The organism is Caulobacter sp. GW821-FHT09H08 (assembly GCF_059415885.1).
Genome location: NZ_JBWKOC010000006.1, coordinates 158,070 through 174,312, shown reverse-complemented (window position 1 = coordinate 174,312; position 16,243 = coordinate 158,070). Strand labels below are relative to the sequence as shown.

General features: G+C 68.0%; 18 protein-coding genes and 3 tRNA genes. 1 reads left to right on the top strand and 20 read right to left on the bottom strand.

Annotated elements, in window-relative coordinates; all coding sequences use genetic code 11:
- From AC07NN_RS20850 to AC07NN_RS20760, 19 genes are all read right to left on the bottom strand, one after another.
- Positions 1–198, bottom strand: coding sequence for a hypothetical protein (locus AC07NN_RS20850; RefSeq protein WP_494645361.1), 198 nt, complete (start codon positions 196–198; stop codon positions 1–3).
- 70 nt (positions 199–268) lie between these two features.
- Positions 269–1,996, bottom strand: a complete 1,728-nt coding sequence (locus tag AC07NN_RS20845; RefSeq protein WP_494645356.1) for an ATP-binding protein — start codon at positions 1,994–1,996, stop codon at positions 269–271.
- Complete coding sequence (locus AC07NN_RS20840; RefSeq protein WP_494645354.1) at positions 1,993–2,547, bottom strand: TOL_0243 family YfiR-like periplasmic protein; 555 nt, start codon at positions 2,545–2,547, stop codon at positions 1,993–1,995. The genes AC07NN_RS20845 and AC07NN_RS20840 overlap by 4 nt, the downstream gene beginning before the upstream one ends.
- A gap of 273 nt (positions 2,548–2,820) precedes the next feature.
- Positions 2,821–2,897: transfer RNA gene (locus AC07NN_RS20835), tRNA-His, on the bottom strand.
- A gap of 199 nt (positions 2,898–3,096) precedes the next feature.
- A complete protein-coding gene (locus AC07NN_RS20830; RefSeq protein WP_494645352.1) occupies positions 3,097–3,828 on the bottom strand; it encodes an energy transducer TonB in 732 nt (243 codons plus the stop codon).
- Between the two features lie 9 nt (positions 3,829–3,837).
- Positions 3,838–4,272 (bottom strand): biopolymer transporter ExbD, encoded by a 435-nt coding sequence (locus AC07NN_RS20825; RefSeq protein ID WP_494645350.1) that lies wholly within the window; start codon positions 4,270–4,272, stop codon positions 3,838–3,840.
- A gap of 5 nt (positions 4,273–4,277) precedes the next feature.
- A complete protein-coding gene (locus AC07NN_RS20820; protein WP_494645348.1) occupies positions 4,278–5,177 on the bottom strand; it encodes a MotA/TolQ/ExbB proton channel family protein in 900 nt (299 codons plus the stop codon).
- A 579-nt stretch (positions 5,178–5,756) separates the two neighbouring features.
- Positions 5,757–5,832 (bottom strand) — tRNA-Phe (locus AC07NN_RS20815).
- A gap of 98 nt (positions 5,833–5,930) precedes the next feature.
- A complete protein-coding gene (locus AC07NN_RS20810; RefSeq protein ID WP_494645346.1) occupies positions 5,931–6,116 on the bottom strand; it encodes a DNA gyrase inhibitor YacG in 186 nt (61 codons plus the stop codon).
- Complete coding sequence (locus AC07NN_RS20805; protein WP_494645344.1) at positions 6,113–7,201, bottom strand: ribonuclease E/G; 1,089 nt, start codon at positions 7,199–7,201, stop codon at positions 6,113–6,115. The genes AC07NN_RS20810 and AC07NN_RS20805 overlap by 4 nt, the downstream gene beginning before the upstream one ends.
- A complete protein-coding gene (locus AC07NN_RS20800; RefSeq protein ID WP_494645342.1) occupies positions 7,198–7,791 on the bottom strand; it encodes a Maf family protein in 594 nt (197 codons plus the stop codon). Before AC07NN_RS20800 ends, AC07NN_RS20805 begins: the two co-directional genes overlap by 4 nt.
- Before the next feature lie 6 nt (positions 7,792–7,797).
- A complete protein-coding gene (gene infA, locus AC07NN_RS20795; RefSeq protein WP_035044427.1) occupies positions 7,798–8,016 on the bottom strand; it encodes a translation initiation factor IF-1 in 219 nt (72 codons plus the stop codon).
- A gap of 98 nt (positions 8,017–8,114) precedes the next feature.
- Positions 8,115–8,570 carry an arsenate reductase/protein-tyrosine-phosphatase family protein gene (locus AC07NN_RS20790; RefSeq protein ID WP_494645340.1) on the bottom strand — a complete coding sequence of 152 codons (456 nt, stop codon included), beginning with the start codon at positions 8,568–8,570 and terminating at the stop codon, positions 8,115–8,117.
- A gap of 5 nt (positions 8,571–8,575) precedes the next feature.
- On the bottom strand, positions 8,576–9,055 hold the full coding sequence (locus AC07NN_RS20785) for a UPF0262 family protein (RefSeq protein ID WP_494645338.1): 480 nt from the start codon (positions 9,053–9,055) through the stop codon (positions 8,576–8,578).
- Between the two features lie 21 nt (positions 9,056–9,076).
- Positions 9,077–10,363 carry a histidinol dehydrogenase gene (gene hisD, locus AC07NN_RS20780; RefSeq protein ID WP_494645336.1) on the bottom strand — a complete coding sequence of 429 codons (1,287 nt, stop codon included), beginning with the start codon at positions 10,361–10,363 and terminating at the stop codon, positions 9,077–9,079.
- Between the two features lie 56 nt (positions 10,364–10,419).
- On the bottom strand, positions 10,420–11,865 hold the full coding sequence (locus tag AC07NN_RS20775) for an NCS1 family nucleobase:cation symporter-1 (RefSeq protein WP_494645334.1): 1,446 nt from the start codon (positions 11,863–11,865) through the stop codon (positions 10,420–10,422).
- A gap of 180 nt (positions 11,866–12,045) precedes the next feature.
- Positions 12,046–12,486, bottom strand: coding sequence for a DUF2948 family protein (locus AC07NN_RS20770; RefSeq protein WP_494645332.1), 441 nt, complete (start codon positions 12,484–12,486; stop codon positions 12,046–12,048).
- Position 12,487: 1 nt separating this feature from the next.
- Complete coding sequence (gene murA / locus AC07NN_RS20765) at positions 12,488–13,777, bottom strand: UDP-N-acetylglucosamine 1-carboxyvinyltransferase (protein ID WP_494645330.1); 1,290 nt, start codon at positions 13,775–13,777, stop codon at positions 12,488–12,490.
- A gap of 120 nt (positions 13,778–13,897) precedes the next feature.
- Positions 13,898–14,350: a hypothetical protein gene (locus AC07NN_RS20760; RefSeq protein ID WP_494645328.1), complete on the bottom strand. Its 453-nt coding sequence runs from the start codon at positions 14,348–14,350 to the stop codon at positions 13,898–13,900.
- A gap of 89 nt (positions 14,351–14,439) precedes the next feature.
- Here AC07NN_RS20760 and AC07NN_RS20755 point away from each other — a divergent pair.
- A tRNA-Thr gene (locus AC07NN_RS20755) sits at positions 14,440–14,514 on the top strand.
- A 174-nt stretch (positions 14,515–14,688) separates the two neighbouring features.
- On the opposite strand, the gene AC07NN_RS20750 is transcribed toward AC07NN_RS20755, so the two are convergent.
- Positions 14,689–16,194, bottom strand: a complete 1,506-nt coding sequence (locus tag AC07NN_RS20750; RefSeq protein WP_494645326.1) for a glycoside-pentoside-hexuronide (GPH):cation symporter — start codon at positions 16,192–16,194, stop codon at positions 14,689–14,691.
- Between the last annotated feature and the right edge of the window lie 49 nt (positions 16,195–16,243).

Sequence of the window (16,243 nt, the reverse complement as noted above, 5' to 3'; positions counted from 1 at the left end):
TCAGCGATCCTGGACGTTGCCCGAGTGGCTGGTGTTCTGGCGCAGATTGCCGTGACGTCCCTGCTCTTCCAGGTTCACGTCGGCGTTGCCGACCTCGCTGGACTGGAAGTCGGCATGGCGGCCGCCCTTGCCTTCGATGTCGGGCTTTTCGCCCTTGAAGGCGCGTTGTTCGGGCGGGATGGGGGGCGCTTTGGACATGGGGGCCTCCTTCGGCTTCCTTCTGGAGTGTCCCTGTTCAACCGCTCCCGTCGGGGCCGGTTCCTACGCCCTAGCTCGCTCGCCGAGCGCCGGACAGCACCGAGTCCAGCTCGCTGGCCAGCGCTTCGATGCGGTAGGGCTTGATCAGGACGCGCCGCCCCTCGTTGCTGGCGGCGGCGGCGGCGGCGCTGTAGCCGGTGGTCAGGATCACCGGCAGGTCCGGCCGAAGACGGGAGATGTCCCGCGCAAGGTCCAGGCCGCCGATGTCGCCCGGCATCACCATGTCGCTGAACACCAGGTCGAAGACGCCATCGGCGCGCAGGGCTTCCAGGGCCGACAGCGCTTCGCCGACCCGGCGAACCTCGTAGCCGAGCTCGCGCAGCATCTCCTCGACCAGTTGGGCGACGCTGTCGTCGTCCTCGACCATGAGGATGCGGTGGCGGCGCCCCCCCTTCCGGCCCTGGGGCGCAGCGATGGCGGCCTCGACCGTGGCGGCCTTCAGCGAGCGCGGGATACGGAGCCAGATCGTCGTGCCTTCGCCCACCTTGCTGTCCACGCCCACCTCGCCGCCCGAGGCGCGCGCGAAACCGTAGACTTGCGACAGACCGAGCCCGGTGCCCTTCCCCACGGCCTTCGTCGTGAAGAACGGCTCGAACAGGCGACCGATCATCTCCGGCGCCACGCCGACGCCGGTGTCGCGGATCGACAGGCGGACATGGTCGCCGACGCCATCGGCGCGCCCGGACGGCTCGTTGCGACCCTCGATCGTGATCCTGCCGCCGTCGGGCATGGCGTCACGGGCATTGATGGCGATGTTGAGGACCGCCACCTCCAGTTGGGAGGCGTCGACCTCGACGCGCCACAGGTCGGGAGCCAGCTTGGTCTCGACCGTGACGTCCTCGCGCAGGGAGCGGTCCAGCAGGGCGTGCAGGCCGGCCATGCGCTGGTTGATGTCGACCACTTCCGGCTTCAGCGGCGAACGGCGCGAGAAGGCCAGCAGTTGCTGGGTCAGGCTGGCGCCGCGGTCGATCGCCTGGCGGATCCCCAGCCGCAGGCGATCGCGCCGGGTGGGATCGGTCGTCCGCTCCAGCAGGTCCAGGCCGCTGGAAGCGACCATCAGCAGGTTGTTGAAGTCGTGGGCCACGCCACCCGTCAGTTGGCCCATGGCCTCCATCTTCTGCGACTGGCGCAGCGCGTCCTCGGCCTTCTCGCGCTCGCGGATCTCGGCCTGCAGCTTGCCATAGGCCTCGGCTTCGCGGGCGTTGGCCGCGCCGAGCACCGCCACCAGCAGCGCCGCCATGACGATCAGCAGGGCGAAGCCGGCATAGCGCATGGCCCGCCGCGACGGCGATTCCAGCACGGTGCGCAGATAGACCGAGCCCAGCACCGTCTCGCCCTCCGTCACCGGCGAGGTCAAGGTGAGACGAGAGCCATCCATGCGGGGCGGACCCAGGGTATTGCGAACCGGTGGCGGCGGCGCGCCGGGCCTGACATAGCTGGCCGCCAGCCCGCCCTGCATGTCGTAGGCGGCCACGACCTCCACGTCGGGGTTCGAGCTCTGGGCCCCGACATACTCTCGGGCGGCCGAGCGGTCGTCGAAGGCCAGGGGCGCAGCCATGCTGCCGGCCAGGATACGCAATTGAACCTCGGCCTGGCGGCTGCGCTCCTGTTGGCTCAAATGCTCGTTGTAGATCGCCAGGCCGAGCGCGGCGGCGACGATGGCGACGGCCACGCTCACGGCGATGGCCACGGTCAGCACCGGCCGCGGGCGCCCTTGCAGGACCGCCAGCCACCTCACCGCCGATCCCCCGGCTGAGCCGACAGCGCCAACAGCTTGGAACTGAGCGTCAGACCGCCGGCCTCGGCCAGGTTGGGACGGATCTCGAACCGAGTCCGCCCAGAGATCGTGACGAACTGGACCATGGCGTTGCGGGCGAACAGGCCCTGGTCAGCCACGGTCAGCACCGGCTGCCCAGCCACCGCTTCCAGCATGTCCTGGGGGCTCTGGACGCGTGAGCGCCCTATGAACAACAGATGGCACCCCGCGCCCTTGGTCACGTTCCGCAGGTGGATCACCGCGACGGGATGCTCGCCCACACGGCGTCCGCGCACCATCTTGTCGACGGCCGCGCCAAAGCGCTCTTCGCCGGTGACGCAAAGATTGAAGGGGCTCAACGGACCGACGAAGGCCTGGCTGGGCCAGCCTACGAACGGCGTGAACTTGTAGAGGTAGTTGGCCTTGACCGCGTCGTCATGCGTCCGCTCGCCGGCATGGGCGAGGCCTGCGAGGCTGAAACCGACGGCCAGGGCGGCAACGGTGCGCCGAAGGGTCTGAAGTCTGCTGATCAATCCGGAAGCTCCCGCTCCGGAAATGGCCGAATGATTGTGGTGGGAATGCGCCGTCGCAGCGGGTCGCGAGGGGTGCGGACAATACGCCGCGCCCTCCCCAGGACCAGACGCCGACCACCCGACCCGCATACGCCGTTCCCCTTGCACGCGAGGGGAACGTTCAAGCGGGACCATTCGATCCCGCCATGGCGAACTTTTTGTCGGGTATCCGCCAGTACGGCACTGAAAACGAAAAAGCCCGGGGCGAACCCCGGGCTTTTCAACGACTTGCGATGGTACCAGCTCTCGGGCTCGAACCGAGGACCTCTAGATCCACAATCTAGCGCTCTAACCAACTGAGCTAAGCCGGCTCATCGCGAGGCGTCGTCTTTAGTCGGATCAGCCCTTGGGATCAAGCGCCGATCCCATCGATTTCAACAGGAAATCACGAGAAATCGGGACCGTCGTTCTCCGGACGAAAACGTGGGGCCCGAAAGAACTCCCCGCAAAGGAAAACGCCCCGGAGCCGAAACTCCGGGGCGCTTCTTAGCTTTCGCCTGGATCCAGGTCCTATTGCGGGACTTGGAACACCAGCGGGACGGTCACCTGGCCACCATCGACGGGCGCGCCGTCGAGGGTCTTGGGCTTCATCCGGAACAGGCGCGACAGACGCAGGGCAGCGTCGCCGAAACCCATGTCCGCGGGCGACTCGGAAACAACCGAGCAGCTCTCGAGAGTCCCCTTGGCCGTCACGGTGCACGAGATCGTCGCGCGACCGCTGACTTCCATCCGTTGGGCACGGTCCGGATAATACCGGGCCATGTCGTCGCCGGAAGGCTTGCGGGCCCAGTCCGGACGCGTGATGACCGAAGCGCGGGCCGGCGGGTTCGAAGGAACCGGCGGCACGGCGGAGATCACCGGCGGAGCCGTCTGTTCCACCCGCTTTTCAACGGGCGGGATCGGCAGCGGCGGAGGCGGCGTCACGTCCGGGGGCGGAGCCACCGGAGGACGGGGCTGCACCACGGCCGGAGGCGGCGGCGGTTCGTTGGTCGGCGGCGGCGGCGGAGGCGGCGGCGGCGGCGGCGGGGGCGGCGGAGGCAGCTCCACGTCGACGGCGTCGTCCGAGTACTCCTGGAACACGGCCTCGAACTTCTGCTTCGCTAGGTAAGCGAAGAGCAGTCCGTGCAGACCGCAGACCACAACCAAGGCGACGCCGAACGGCCCCAGACCTTTTTTGCGACGCGGACCTTCCGAAGTGAGCGGATCGTAGTGGCGATGCTCGGGCGGTTGTTGTTCAGCCATGCATCACCCCTACTGGCTATCATCCCGACCGACGAGCGCCACGCTGTAGAAGCCGTTATCCTGGAGAGTGTTCATCACTTCCATGAAAGCCCCGTAGCGAACCTTTTCGTCGGCCCGGATGAAGATGCGCTCCTTGGACGGGTCACGTTTGCCAATGTTCTTGGCAATGTCCTGTCCCATGGAGTCTACCGAGGTCTCGAAGTCCCCGATGTAGACTTTGCCCGACTCCTGGATCGAGATGTAAACCGGCTTCGGCGGGTTAGGAGATGCTTTCGCCACCGCCGCGGGCAGGTTCACTTCGATCGACACGGAGGCCAGCGGAGCGGCCACCATGAAGATGATCAGGAGCACCAGCATAACGTCCACGAAGGGCGTAACGTTGATGTCGCTGTTCTGTTCGACGTTGAACCTGTCGCCCCCACCGCCTGAGAGTTTGGCGGCCATGGATATTACGCCCCCTTGTCGAGCTGACGCGAGATGGCGTTCATCAGTTCAGCAACGAAACCTTCCGAGCGGGTGCCGTAACCCGAGATGCGGGTCTGGAAGTAGTTGTAGAAGATAACGGCCGGGATAGCGGCGAAGAGGCCGATACCGGTGGCCAGCAGGGCTTCAGCGATACCCGGCGCGACGACGGCCAGGTTGGTCGTGTTGGTGTTCGCGATGCCGATGAACGACGTCATGATGCCGTAAACCGTGCCGAACAGACCGATGAACGGACCAGCCGAACCGACCGAGGCCAGGAACACCATGCCGCCCGACAGGCGCTTGGCCAGCGAGGCTTGCACCGCGTTGATGGCGTAGGTGGCGCGAGCCAGCGTCGAGTCACGATGCTCACCAGCCACTTGCAGGCCAGCTTGACGCGACAGTTCGACTTCCTGCGAGGCGGCGGCGGCCATGTCGGCCATCGGGTTGCCTTCGAATTCTTCCGACGAGCTGATGCGCGCGATGTCGGCGACCGAGCGGGCGCCGCGGAAGGCTTCCAGGAACTTGTCCGATTGCTTGTTCAGGGCGGCGAACTCGAAAATCTTGGTGAGCAGCAGCACCCACGAGAAGACCGAGGCCAGCAGCAGGCCGATCATGACGACCTTAACGACGGCGCCGGCGGCGAGGAACATGCCGACCGGAGTCAGCGAGTGGCCTTTCTTTTCGCCTTCGGCGGCGGCCACGTCTTCGGCCGGAGCTTCCGGAGCCGGAGCGGCGGCCGGAGCGGCGGCGGCGTCGGCGGGCTTAGCTTCCGAGGAGGCGGCGGCGGGAGCCGAGGCGTCCTGGGCGAAAGCCGGGGCGCTCGCCATCAGCGCGAGCGCGCCGACGAGAGCGATGAGGGGGGTCTTCCGTTTAATGTCGAGCATCTTTCGCCAGTTCCTGATTGGTCTAGCACGTTTGGACCGAGGGTCGTCGCGCGAGAGCGTCTCCACCCTAACTCTGAATAGCCCGCCTGGAGGTCGATTGCTCTCCCAAACCTGGCGGACCCGCTTCGCTGCGCTCGACCCGTTACGCCCCTCACGAGGACCAGGCCTCCAGAAGGATCGTTTCGAAGCGCGGGCAACCGAGGCCCCTCTCGAGGCTCCGGTCTTACCGCAATGTTAGAATTGCGGCTGTGGTCCTTTGGCAACCCCTTTTCGCACCGTCAAGGGGATCATTTGGGCACAAACTCATCGCCGACGGCCTTAGCCACCGGGCTTTGCCGCGCCGCACAAAAGGGTTTTCCGGAAATAGGGGCGGTTTTTCCCTGATAACGAGAAAAACCATGCTGCACTGCAGCAAGGCAACAAAACGCCGGTCGATGAAGAAAGGCGCCCGCCGACTTGGCAGATGGGAAACCCACTCCGGGGCGTCAACGGCGAAGCCGTCGGAAACGACGATGTGGCCGACCTGGCTTCCAGGGCGGCCCGACAAGGCGCTTAAGCTTCCAAGAGGAAGAGGAAAGGTGGTGCCTGAGACCGGATTCGAACCAGTGACACGCGGATTTTCAATCCGCTGCTCTACCAACTGAGCTACTCAGGCATCTTGCGTTCAGCGATCGAAACCGCCTCGGCGACCTCGCCGTGCAGCGAGGAGCCGGGTCTATAGGGGAGGCCGGAATGGATGTCCAGCCTCGTTTTTCATTCCCTGTGGATGTCTTCGGAAGACAGATTCCCTGGGGGGTTTTCGTCGTCGCTTTCGCCACCGGGGACGACGTAGCGGTCGCTCAGCCAGCGCTGAAGGTCGACGTCCGCGCAGCGCTTCGAGCAGAAAGGCCTGAAGCCGGTTTCGGCGGGTTTGGCGCAGATAGGGCACTTGCTGCTCATGCGGCGGACACCTCCAGGCGATCAACCGGCCAGCCGGCCTGAGCCTCGACCGCGAATCTGCGACCCAGGCGCTCGGCCACGCCGGCGTCGAGCTCGGCCAGGAAGGCTTCGGCGACGGCGGACGCGCAACGCGCCGTCAGGCGACCACCGGGATCCGCCCGCCCCTCGCGCTCGAGCGCCCTCGCCAGGCGGCGAGCGACGTGACGCGGATTAGGCGACCCGTTCTGGGTAAGGAGACGGTCGAGAATCGGCGCCGACCGGCGCGGGACGATCATTTCCATCGTGCCGAACTTGCTGATCCCCCCGATTCCCACACCGGGGTTATCCAGGGCGAAGGCGTTGCGGGCGGCCGTCGTCAGGGCCTGGCCGTCATGGCCGCGCCCGACGAGATCGAAGACGATGATGCCGCCCAGTCCCTTCAGGCGCAGGACACGCGCCGCGACGCTGAGGGCGGCCATATTGGCCTGGCGAGCGGCGCGCTTCGAATCGGTGGCTTCCCGCGCGCCCAGGTCGACGTCGACGGACGTCAGGGCTCGGGTGGGCTCCACGGCGATGTCGCCGCCGCCGGGCAGGTCGAAGATCACGGCCAGGGCGTCGCTCTCGGCCTCCTCGACGGCGGCCAGGGCCTTGTCGCCCGTCGAGGGCGAGCCGGCCTTCACGTGCTGCCTCAGGCGCTCCTCGATGGTCGAGGCCTCGGCGAGCACGCGCGGCTCCCCCTGCCCTTCGGCGACGAAGCGCGCCACGGCGGCCTTGCCGGCGCGCGAGGCGGTCTTGATCTCGATCTCGACCACGCCGCCCTCGACCAGGGCCGGCATGTCGGGCCGCAGCGGCAGGATCACATCCTGACCGCCCGGAAGGGCCACGAAGGCCGAGGCGAAGGCCTTTTCGATCTTCTTGATGCGGGCGACGCCGCGCACGCCTTCGGCGTCCAGCGGGTCGTCCCCGGGCCAGGACACGAACAATCGCTCGGGGCGGCCGTCCAGGGTCACGACGCCGGCGGTCTCGCCGACGCCTTTGTAGAGATAGGCGCGGCGCTCGATGGGAACCTTGGCGGCGGCTCGGTCGTGTCCAGTCTTGGCGTTCATGGCCGATACCCCAGGCCGGTGAGCATGTTCAGGGTTTCGTAGAGCGGCAGACCAACCACGCTGGGATAGGAGCCCTGCAGGTCGGTGATGAAGCCACCGGCTAGGCCCTGGACGCCGTAGCCGCCCGCCTTGCCCTTCCACTGACCGCTCTGGATGTAACCGTTACGCTCGGCGTCGGACAGGCGCTTGAAGCCGACCTTGGTCTCGACCAGGCGCGTGGCCTCGCGGCCGTCCGGGGCGATCAGGGCGACGCCGGTCAGGACCTTGTGGTTCCGGCCGGACAGCAGCTTCAGGCAATAGAGGACATCCGCCTCGGTCTCGGCCTTGGGCAGGATGCGCCGGCCGACAGCCACCACCGTATCGGCGGCCAGCACGAAGTCGCCCGGCGCGCGGGCCGCAACCGCGCGCGCCTTCTCCTGCGCCAGGCGCAGGGCGTGCCTGCGCGGGGTTTCGTCGCGCAGGGGTGTCTCATCGATGTCGGCGGGATCGACCCGGTCGGGCGTGACGCCGACCTGGGCCAAGAGATCGAGACGCCGCGGGCTCGCGCTGGCCAGCACCAGCGCCGGCTGGGCGGCCGTCAACGTAGCCATTGGCGCTTACTTGAAGCGGTAGGTGATACGGCCCTTGGTCAGGTCGTAGGGGGTCATTTCGACCAGGACCTTGTCGCCAGCCAGCACGCGGATGCGGTTCTTGCGCATCTTGCCGGCCGTGTGGGCGATGATCTCGTGTGCGTTCTCAAGCGTCACCCGGAAGGTGGCGTTCGGCAGCAGTTCACTGACCGTACCGGGAAACTCGAGCAGTTCTTCCTTAGCCATCAGGCCTCTCAAAACGAGCGAATCGGATAGCCGCGAGGGTACGCCTGACGGGTGAGTCAGGACGAGGCCCTTCGCGGCGAGGCGCCTCTATAACGCATTCACCCCCCAAACGTCGATGGCGCCCCGAAACGTAGCTTAATTTGCTCGGCGAGGGTGTCGCGAACCTCGCGATAGGCCTCCAGCCGCGCCTCGCGCGAGCCGTCCACCAGGGTGGGATCATGGGTCGGCCAGTACTGGATCTCGACGGACCGATCGCGCGAGAGCTCCACGGCCCGGTGCTGGGCTTCCGGCGTCAGCGAGACGACGACATCGAAGCTGTCGTCCTCTAGGTGGGCGAAGGTCTTGGGCTTGTGGTCCGAGACGTCCAGACCCAGCTCGTCCATCACCACCACGACGAAGGGGTCGATCCCCTCCCCCGCCGGGTCCGGCTTCAGCCCGCAGGAGTCCACGAACGCCCGCGTGCCGTAGAAGCGTTTGAACAGCCCCTCGGCCATCGGCGAGCGCACGCGGTTGTAGTTGCAGGTGAAGAGCACTGCATCCGGAAGATCCGACACGAGCCTCAGCCCCGCCAGTGCAGCGCGCAGATCAGGGTGAACAGGCGCCGGGCGGTGTCGAGGTCGGTCTTGACCTTGCCGTCCAGGCGCTCGCGCAGAAGGTTCGAGCCCTCGTTGTGCAGGCCGCGCCGGCCCATGTCCAAGGCCTCGATCTGCTGCGGCGTCGAGTTGCGGATCGCCGAGTAGTAGCTGTCGCAGATCAGGAAGTAGTCCTTGATCACGCCCCGGAACGGCGACAGCGACAACAGGTGCCGGCGTTCGTATTCCCCGCCCCGGATGTCGAAGGCCAGGCGGTTCTCCAGCAGCGACAGCCGGATGTCGTACGGACCGCCCGCGGCTTCCGCCGGTTCGAAGTAGTTGCCTTCGAGAAGATCGAAGATCGCGACCTGGCGCTCCTGCTCCTGGTCGCGCGAAGCGGCCGCGAGGCTGTCCTCGTCGATCTCGATCGACTTGATCTTGTGGCTGGCGCGGTCGTCGGTGCTCATCTGACGCGGGAGGTTCGCGCGTCAGTCGGCGGTTGGCAACCTTATCGAAGCCGAGAGCGCGTGGGCGGGCAGACCTTCGGCCTTGGCCAGGGCCACGGTGTGCGGTCCCAGGATGCCGAACGAGGCCGCGTCGCACTTCACGATCGAGGTGCGCTTGATGAAGTCGTAGAGCGACAGGCCCGACTGGAAGCGGGCCGCGCGGCTGGTCGGCAGCACGTGGTTCGAGCCGGCCACATAGTCGCCGATCGCTTCCGGCGTGACGCGGCCCAGGAAGATCGCGCCGGCGTGGCGGACACGGTCCGACAGGCGCTCGGGGTTCTCCATCGCGAACTCGACGTGCTCCGGAGCGATGGCGTCGACCAGGGCCGGGCTCTCCTCCAGCGGAGCGATGATCACCGCGCCGTGGTCGCGCCACGAGGCGGCGGCATCCTCGCCGGTGGCCAGGGTCTTCAGGCGCTCGATGACGGCGGCCTCGACGGCGGCGGCGAAGGCTTCATCGTCGGTGATCAGGATCGATTGGGCGGCCGGGTCGTGCTCGGCCTGGCTCAGCAGGTCGGCGGCGATCCAGTCGGGATTGTTCTGGCCGTCGGCGACGACCACGATCTCGGAGGGGCCCGCGAGAGCATCGATCCCAACCACCCCGTACAAACGGCGCTTGGCGGCGGTGACATAGGCGTTGCCGGGGCCGACGATCTTGTCGACCGGCTGGATCGGACCCGCGCCGTAGGCGAGCGCGGCCACGGCCTGGGCCCCGCCCACGCGCCAGATCTCGGTGACGCCGGCTTCCTTGGCGGCGGCCAGCACGGCGGGCTGCAGCTTGCCGGGCGGCGTGACCATGGCGATGCGGTCGACGCCGGCCACCTGGGCGGGCACGGCGTTCATCAGCACGGTCGAGGGATAGGCCGCGCGGCCGCCGGGGACATAGACGCCCACCGCTTCCAACGGCGTCCAGCGCCAGCCCAGTTCGACGCCGGCCTCGTCGGTCCAGGCCTGGTCGGCCGGGCGCTGACGGCTGTGATAGGCGCGGATGCGAGCGGCGGCGAAGGCGATGGCCTCGCGCACGTCGGCGGGGGTGTCGGCCGCGCCCTGCTCGATCTCCTCGGCGGTGACGCGGATGGTCTCGGCGGTCAGCTCGACCTTGTCGAACTTGCGGCTGTAGTCGAGCAGCGCGTCCAGGCCCTTGGTGCGCACGGCCTCCAGCACTTCGGCGGCGGCGGCGTCGACATCGGCCGGCGAGCCGCGACGCTCATCGAGGAAGGCCTTGAAGGCGGCGGCGAAACCGGGGTCGGTGAAGGAGAAACGGCGCATGGCCGCTTAAATGCGGCTTTTGCGGCGGCAAGCAAGTGAGAAAGCTGCAAGCGGCCTTACGCCTTGCCCCGCATCAGCACGCCGTACACCGTCGCCGCGATCGCCAGCCCCACGAACCAGGCGTAGGTGTAGAGCCCTGTCCAGAACGCGCCGACGCTCCCGAACAGATGCGGCGCGGCCGCCGCCAGAAAGCCCGGCAGGTTGGGCAGCACGCCCAGCATCAGCGCCACCATCGCCGCCAGATTCCAGCCGCCGCGATACGCATAGGCCCCATCCTTGGCGTAGAGGTCGTCCACCGCCAGCTGGGCCTTCCGCACGATCCAGTAGTCGACGATCAGGATGCCCGCGATGGGCCCCAGCAGCGCGCCATAGCCGACCAGCCAGGTGAAGATGTAGCCCTGGGTCGTCTCCAGCAGCTTCCAGGGCATGATCAGCACGCCGATGACGGCCGTGATCCAGCCGCCGATGCGATAGCTGATCTTGCTGGGCCACAGGGCCGAGAAGTCATAGGCCGGCCCGACCAGGTTGGCGGCGATGTTGCAGCACACCGTGTCCAGGCTGATGATCAGCAGGCCCACGACCACCGCGATGCCGCCGATATCGCCGGCCAGCTGCACCGGGTCCCAGATCGCCTTGCCGAACACGATGACCGTCGCCGAGGTCGTCACCACGCTGACCAGGGCCAGCAGGCCCATCGGCGCCGGCAGGCCCACGGCCTGGCCGATGATCTGGTCCGACTGAGCACGAGCGAAACGGGTGAAGTCGGGGATGTTCAGGGCCAGGGTCGCCCAGAAACCGACCATGGCCGTGAGGGCCGGCGCGAAGACGCTCCAGAACTGGCCGGCCTTGGGCCCGCCTTCGACGAAGGCCGAGGGTTGGTGGAAGATCGGCCCCAGGCCGCCGGCCTTGGACACCGCCCACCAGACCATCAGGCCGCAGATCAGGATCTTGATCGGCGCGGTCCAGGTCTCCAGCTTGCGCACCGCCGTCAGGCCCTTGGTGACGAACAGCAGCTGAATGGCCCAGAAGGCGAAGAAGGCCAGCAGTTGGCCGAGACCGATGCCCAGCAGCGGCAACGGCGCGCCTTCCAGCTTCTTGCCGACAATGACGCCCAGCAGGGTCAAGAGCGCCCCGCCGCCGATCCAGGTCTGGATGCCATACCAGCCGCAGGCGACGATCGCCCGCGCCACGGCCGGGATCCGTGCGCCCTTCCAGCCGAACGACGAACGGGCCAGCACGGCGTAAGGCACGCCCCAGCGCGCGCCGGCGTGGCCGATCAGCAGCATGGGGACCAGGACGACGACATTACCCGCCAGCACGGTCAGCACCGCCTGCCCGGCCGACATGCCCTGCTCGATCAGGCCCGAGGCCAGCATGTAGGCCGGCACGCAGATGACCATGCCCAACCACAGCGCCGCGAAGTGCCGCCAGCGCCAGGTGCGCTGGGCCTCGCTGGTCGGCGCCAGGTCCTCGTTCCACAGATCGCTGTCGGGAGTGCTCATGCGGCGAAGCTTAGGCGCGCTTCGTCGTTCGAGGCAATCGACGGAACAGCGTTCGGCAAATCAGCTCCGGGACGCCGAGGGTGCGTCCCCGCCCTTCGACGAGCTCAGGGTGAGGACTACGCTCGGCGCTCCAGTAGAAACCTCACCCTGAGCCTGTCGAAGGCGAGGTTTCGGCTCCGCTTAGTCCGCGTGACCCGGCGTCCGGGGCGTCGCCCACGGATCGGAGACGTCGGCCAGGGCCACGTCCAGGCAGTCCACCGAAACCCGCATGTCGCCGCCGCCCGCGAAGACCAGGGTGACGACGCCGGCCGGGGCTTCCTCACCCGGCTCGAAGCCGATCGACAGCAGCTCGACCACCGCCCCCTTGGCGTCGCGGCGCAGGTTGCGCGCCTGCACGCCCGAGACGTCGCCGAACTGCAGGGCGGAACGCACGCGCTCGCCTTGCTTGGCTTTCGCGGCTTCCCAGCGGAAGCGGTTGCAGGCCAGGGTCAGGGTCCGCGCCTGCGCGTCCCAACGGATGTCGCCGATCTTGGCCACGGCGTCCTGCAGGGCGGCCGACAGCACGCCGAGGTCGTCGGCGTCCTGGGCCAGCAGGCGTAGCGGCTTTGCCGTCTCGGCCATCCTAGAGCTCCGGCTCGCCGTCGCCGGCGATGCGACGGACTTGGGCCCCGCAGGCGCCCAGCTTCTCTTCCAGGCGCTCGAAGCCGCGATCCAGGTGGTAGATGCGGCTGACCGTGGTGTCGCCGCGCGCGACCAGGCCAGCGATCACCAGGCTGACCGAGGCGCGCAGGTCGGTGGCCATCACCTCGGCGCCTTCCAGCTGGGCGACGCCGCGCACGCGGGCTTCGCCGCCGGAGACCGAAATGTCGGCGCCCAGGCGCATCAGCTCGGGGGCGTGCATGAAGCGGTTCTCGAAGATGGTCTCGCGAATGCGGCTCTCGCCGTCGGCCACGGTCATCAGGGCCATGAACTGGGCCTGCAGGTCGGTGGCGAAGCCCGGGAAGGCCGCCGTCTCGATATCGACCGCCTTCAGGCGCTCGGCCTTGCGGCGGATGATGACGCCGTCGTCGGTCGGCTCGACGCCGCAGCCGGCCTCTTCGAGCTTCTCCAGCAGGCTGTCGATCAGGTGCGGACGCGCCTTGGTCAGGCGGACCTCGTCGCCCGCCATGGCGGCGGCGACGGCGTAGGTGCCCATCTCGATACGATCCGGGATCACCGCGTGGGTCGCGCCGTGCAGGCGAGCGACGCCGGTGATGGTGACCGTCGAGGTGCCCGCGCCCGAGACCTTGGCGCCCATGGCGTTCAGGCATTCCTGCAGGTCGACCAGCTCGGGCTCGCAGGCGGCGTTGTGGATCACCGTCGTGCCATTGGCCAGCACAGCAGCCAGCATGGCGTGCTCGGTGGCGCCCACCGACACGATCGGGAAGGTGATCTCCGCCCCCTTCAGGCCGCGCGGGGCCTGGGCGTAGACATAGCCCTCGTGCAGGTCGATCTTGGCGCCCAGGGCTTCGATGGCCTGAAGGTGCAGATCGACAGGACGCGCGCCGATGGTGCAGCCGCCCGGCAGCGAGACCTTGGCCTGGCCCGAACGGGCGACCAGCGGGCCCAGCACGTTGAACGAGGCGCGCATCTGGCGGACCAGGTCGTAGGGCGCGAAGCCGCTGGTGATCTCGGGCGCGTGCAGGAGGGTCTGCTGGCCGTCGGGACCATCGCTCTCGGTGACGCTGACGCCCAGGCGCGTCAGCAGCTTGCCCAGGAACCGGGTGTCCGCCAGGCGCGGCATGTTGGTCAGGCGCAGCGGCTCGTCGGTGAGCAGGCTGGCCGCCATCAGCTTGATGGCCGAGTTCTTGGCGCCGCTGACCGGGATCGTCCCGTTCAGCCGCGCGCCGCCGGTGATGGCGATGCGATCCATTAGGTCCCTCGAACGCGCGGACGGAGGGTCGCCGCGCGGCTCACATGTGAGGGGCGGGTTCTATCCGTTGCAAGAGGGGTTGCAAGGCCCTCCCCCACTAAATTGGCGCTGGATCGGCCCCTATGCTGGAGAGGATAGATCGTAGGGCCGCTCGTCGTCCGGCCAACGCAGGTCGTGGGTCGTGCTGGCCAGGTCCAGGGCGACCTGCGCCAGGTCGACCGCCTTGCGGGTCGCCGCCAGCCCGTCGCGCCCGAACGCGGCCTTGCCGACCTCGGTGTCGAACTGCCCGCCCGCGCCGGCGAGCCGCACCGCGACGGCCCAATCATCGCCGTCCGGATTCGGAAACGGCGCGGAGAGCTCGACCACGATCTCGACCCGCGTGCCATCGCGGTGACTTATCCCCAGCAGTTTGCGAACGGCGTTATACGGCTGCGGCGCCGCTTCGGCGGCGGCGATCGCCGGGTCTAAATCGCCAGAATCCCTGCGAAACGCGGCTTTTCGCTTGCGCAGGTTGGTTCTGAGGGCTTCGGCCAGCTTGGCCTCGCGGGTCGATTTGTCGTCGCTGATCGGCATGTGTCGGGGGTGCGGCGACAAAGATCGCCGGTCAAGACGATTTTGGGCTTTGCATCTGCGATTCTCCTCGCTATACGCCCCTCCTCTTCGCCGCGGTAGCTCAGTGGTAGAGCGCATCCTTGGTAAGGCTGAGGTCCAGGGTTCGAGTCCCTGTCGTGGCACCATGAGGGCCCAAACGCTTAGGCGTTTGGGCCCTCACCATTTCCAGACATCGCTATCGAGCACCACGCCGCAAGGCGCGGCGAGCGTGTTTGACCACGCATGAGCGCGGACGCGCGGCGTCCATGCCGCGCGCCCGGGTTCAGGCCAGCCTGCTTGAAATGTGCCGAGGCGCCGCCCTATCGGGCCAGCTCGACGTGCACCTGGCGCATCTGTTTCATCGTCAGCCGGATCGCCAGGCTGATCGCGGCGACGCCGAGACAGGCCACGGCGGGCCCCAGGCCGAACACCACCGCGATGCCGTGCATGGCGCGGTCGCTCTGGGCGGCGTTGGCCACATAGCCGTACCAACCCAGTAGCCACGCCGCGAGCGCACCGCCGACCGCCACGCCCATCTTCAGGGCGAACAGCATGGTCGAGAAGTTGAGACCGGTGATCCGCCGCCCGGTCTTCCACTGGCCGTAGTCGACGCTGTCGGCCATCAGCGCCCAGAGGACAGGCACGGCGACCTGGTTCAGCAGCATGACCAGCACGAACACCGCCGCGCTGACCTCCAGGCTGGCGTGGGCGGTGAAGAACAGCCCGACCTGCCCCAGGGCCTGCAGGACCATCAGGACCCCGAAGGCGCGAACCCGGTCGAGCCAGGCGCCGGACAGCTTGGCGAGGCCATAGCCCACCACGACGGCTCCCGTGGCCGGGATCAGCAGGTCAGGCGTGACGAGGCCGGCGGCGACCAGGATCGCCAGGAGCCCTCCATGGGCGGCGGTGATCACGCCGAGCTCCCGGGCGTTCGGCCCCTTGTGCAGGTTGCCCGCGAACACACTGCCGATCACGCCACCCAGCGTGCCCAGGGTCAGGTACGCCGTCGCCCGATCCGGCTCGCGCAGGACGTAGCGAACGAAATACAGCGCCGCCGTGCCGCGCATGACGACCGAGATCAGCAGCGCGAAATTGATCCCGGCCAGCACCCGCCATTGGTCGTTGGCCCACAGCGCCCTGGCGTCGGCCAGGATCGAGCCGGTCTCGCCCGCCTCACGCTGCTCCGGGACCACCCGCTCGCGGACGGCGGCGAAGCAGCCCAGCAGCATGACGACCGCCAGGACCGCGAAGACCACCATGGTCCAGAGGTAACCCTTGGCCCGGTCGCCGTGGCCGAACAGCTCGATCAGCGGCAGGGTCGCGCCCGACACGATCATGTTGCCGACCATGGCCAGGGCGAACCGCCATGACTGCAGCGAGGTCCGCTCCTGGGGATCGGTGGTCATGGCCGCCGCCATGGCGCCGTAGGGGATGTTGACCCCCGTGTAGAAGATCATCAGCACCGTGTAGGCGATGAAGCAGTAGATCGCCGTGCCGTGGCCCGGCAGCTGCGGCGTCGCGAAGGTCAGGACCGCCGAGGCCCCGAACGGCAGGGCCAGCCAGACCAGCCAGGGCCGAAACTGCCCCCAACGGGTGCGGGTTCGATCGGCGACCGCGCCCATCACCGGATCGATCACGGCGTCGAACACCCGCACGACCAGGAACAGCGTCCCGACCAGGGCCGGCGCCAGGCCGACCACGTCGGTGTAGTAGAAGGCGATGAAGTTGACGATCGTCTGGAAGACGAGGTTGCTGGCCGCATCGCCCAGGCCGTAGCCCAGCTTCTCGACCATCGACAGCCGGCCGGCCGTGTCACGCTGGCTCATCGTTACTCCCCGCCCGGCGTCTGCGGCCGGTTCAGTTGCCTATGGCGCA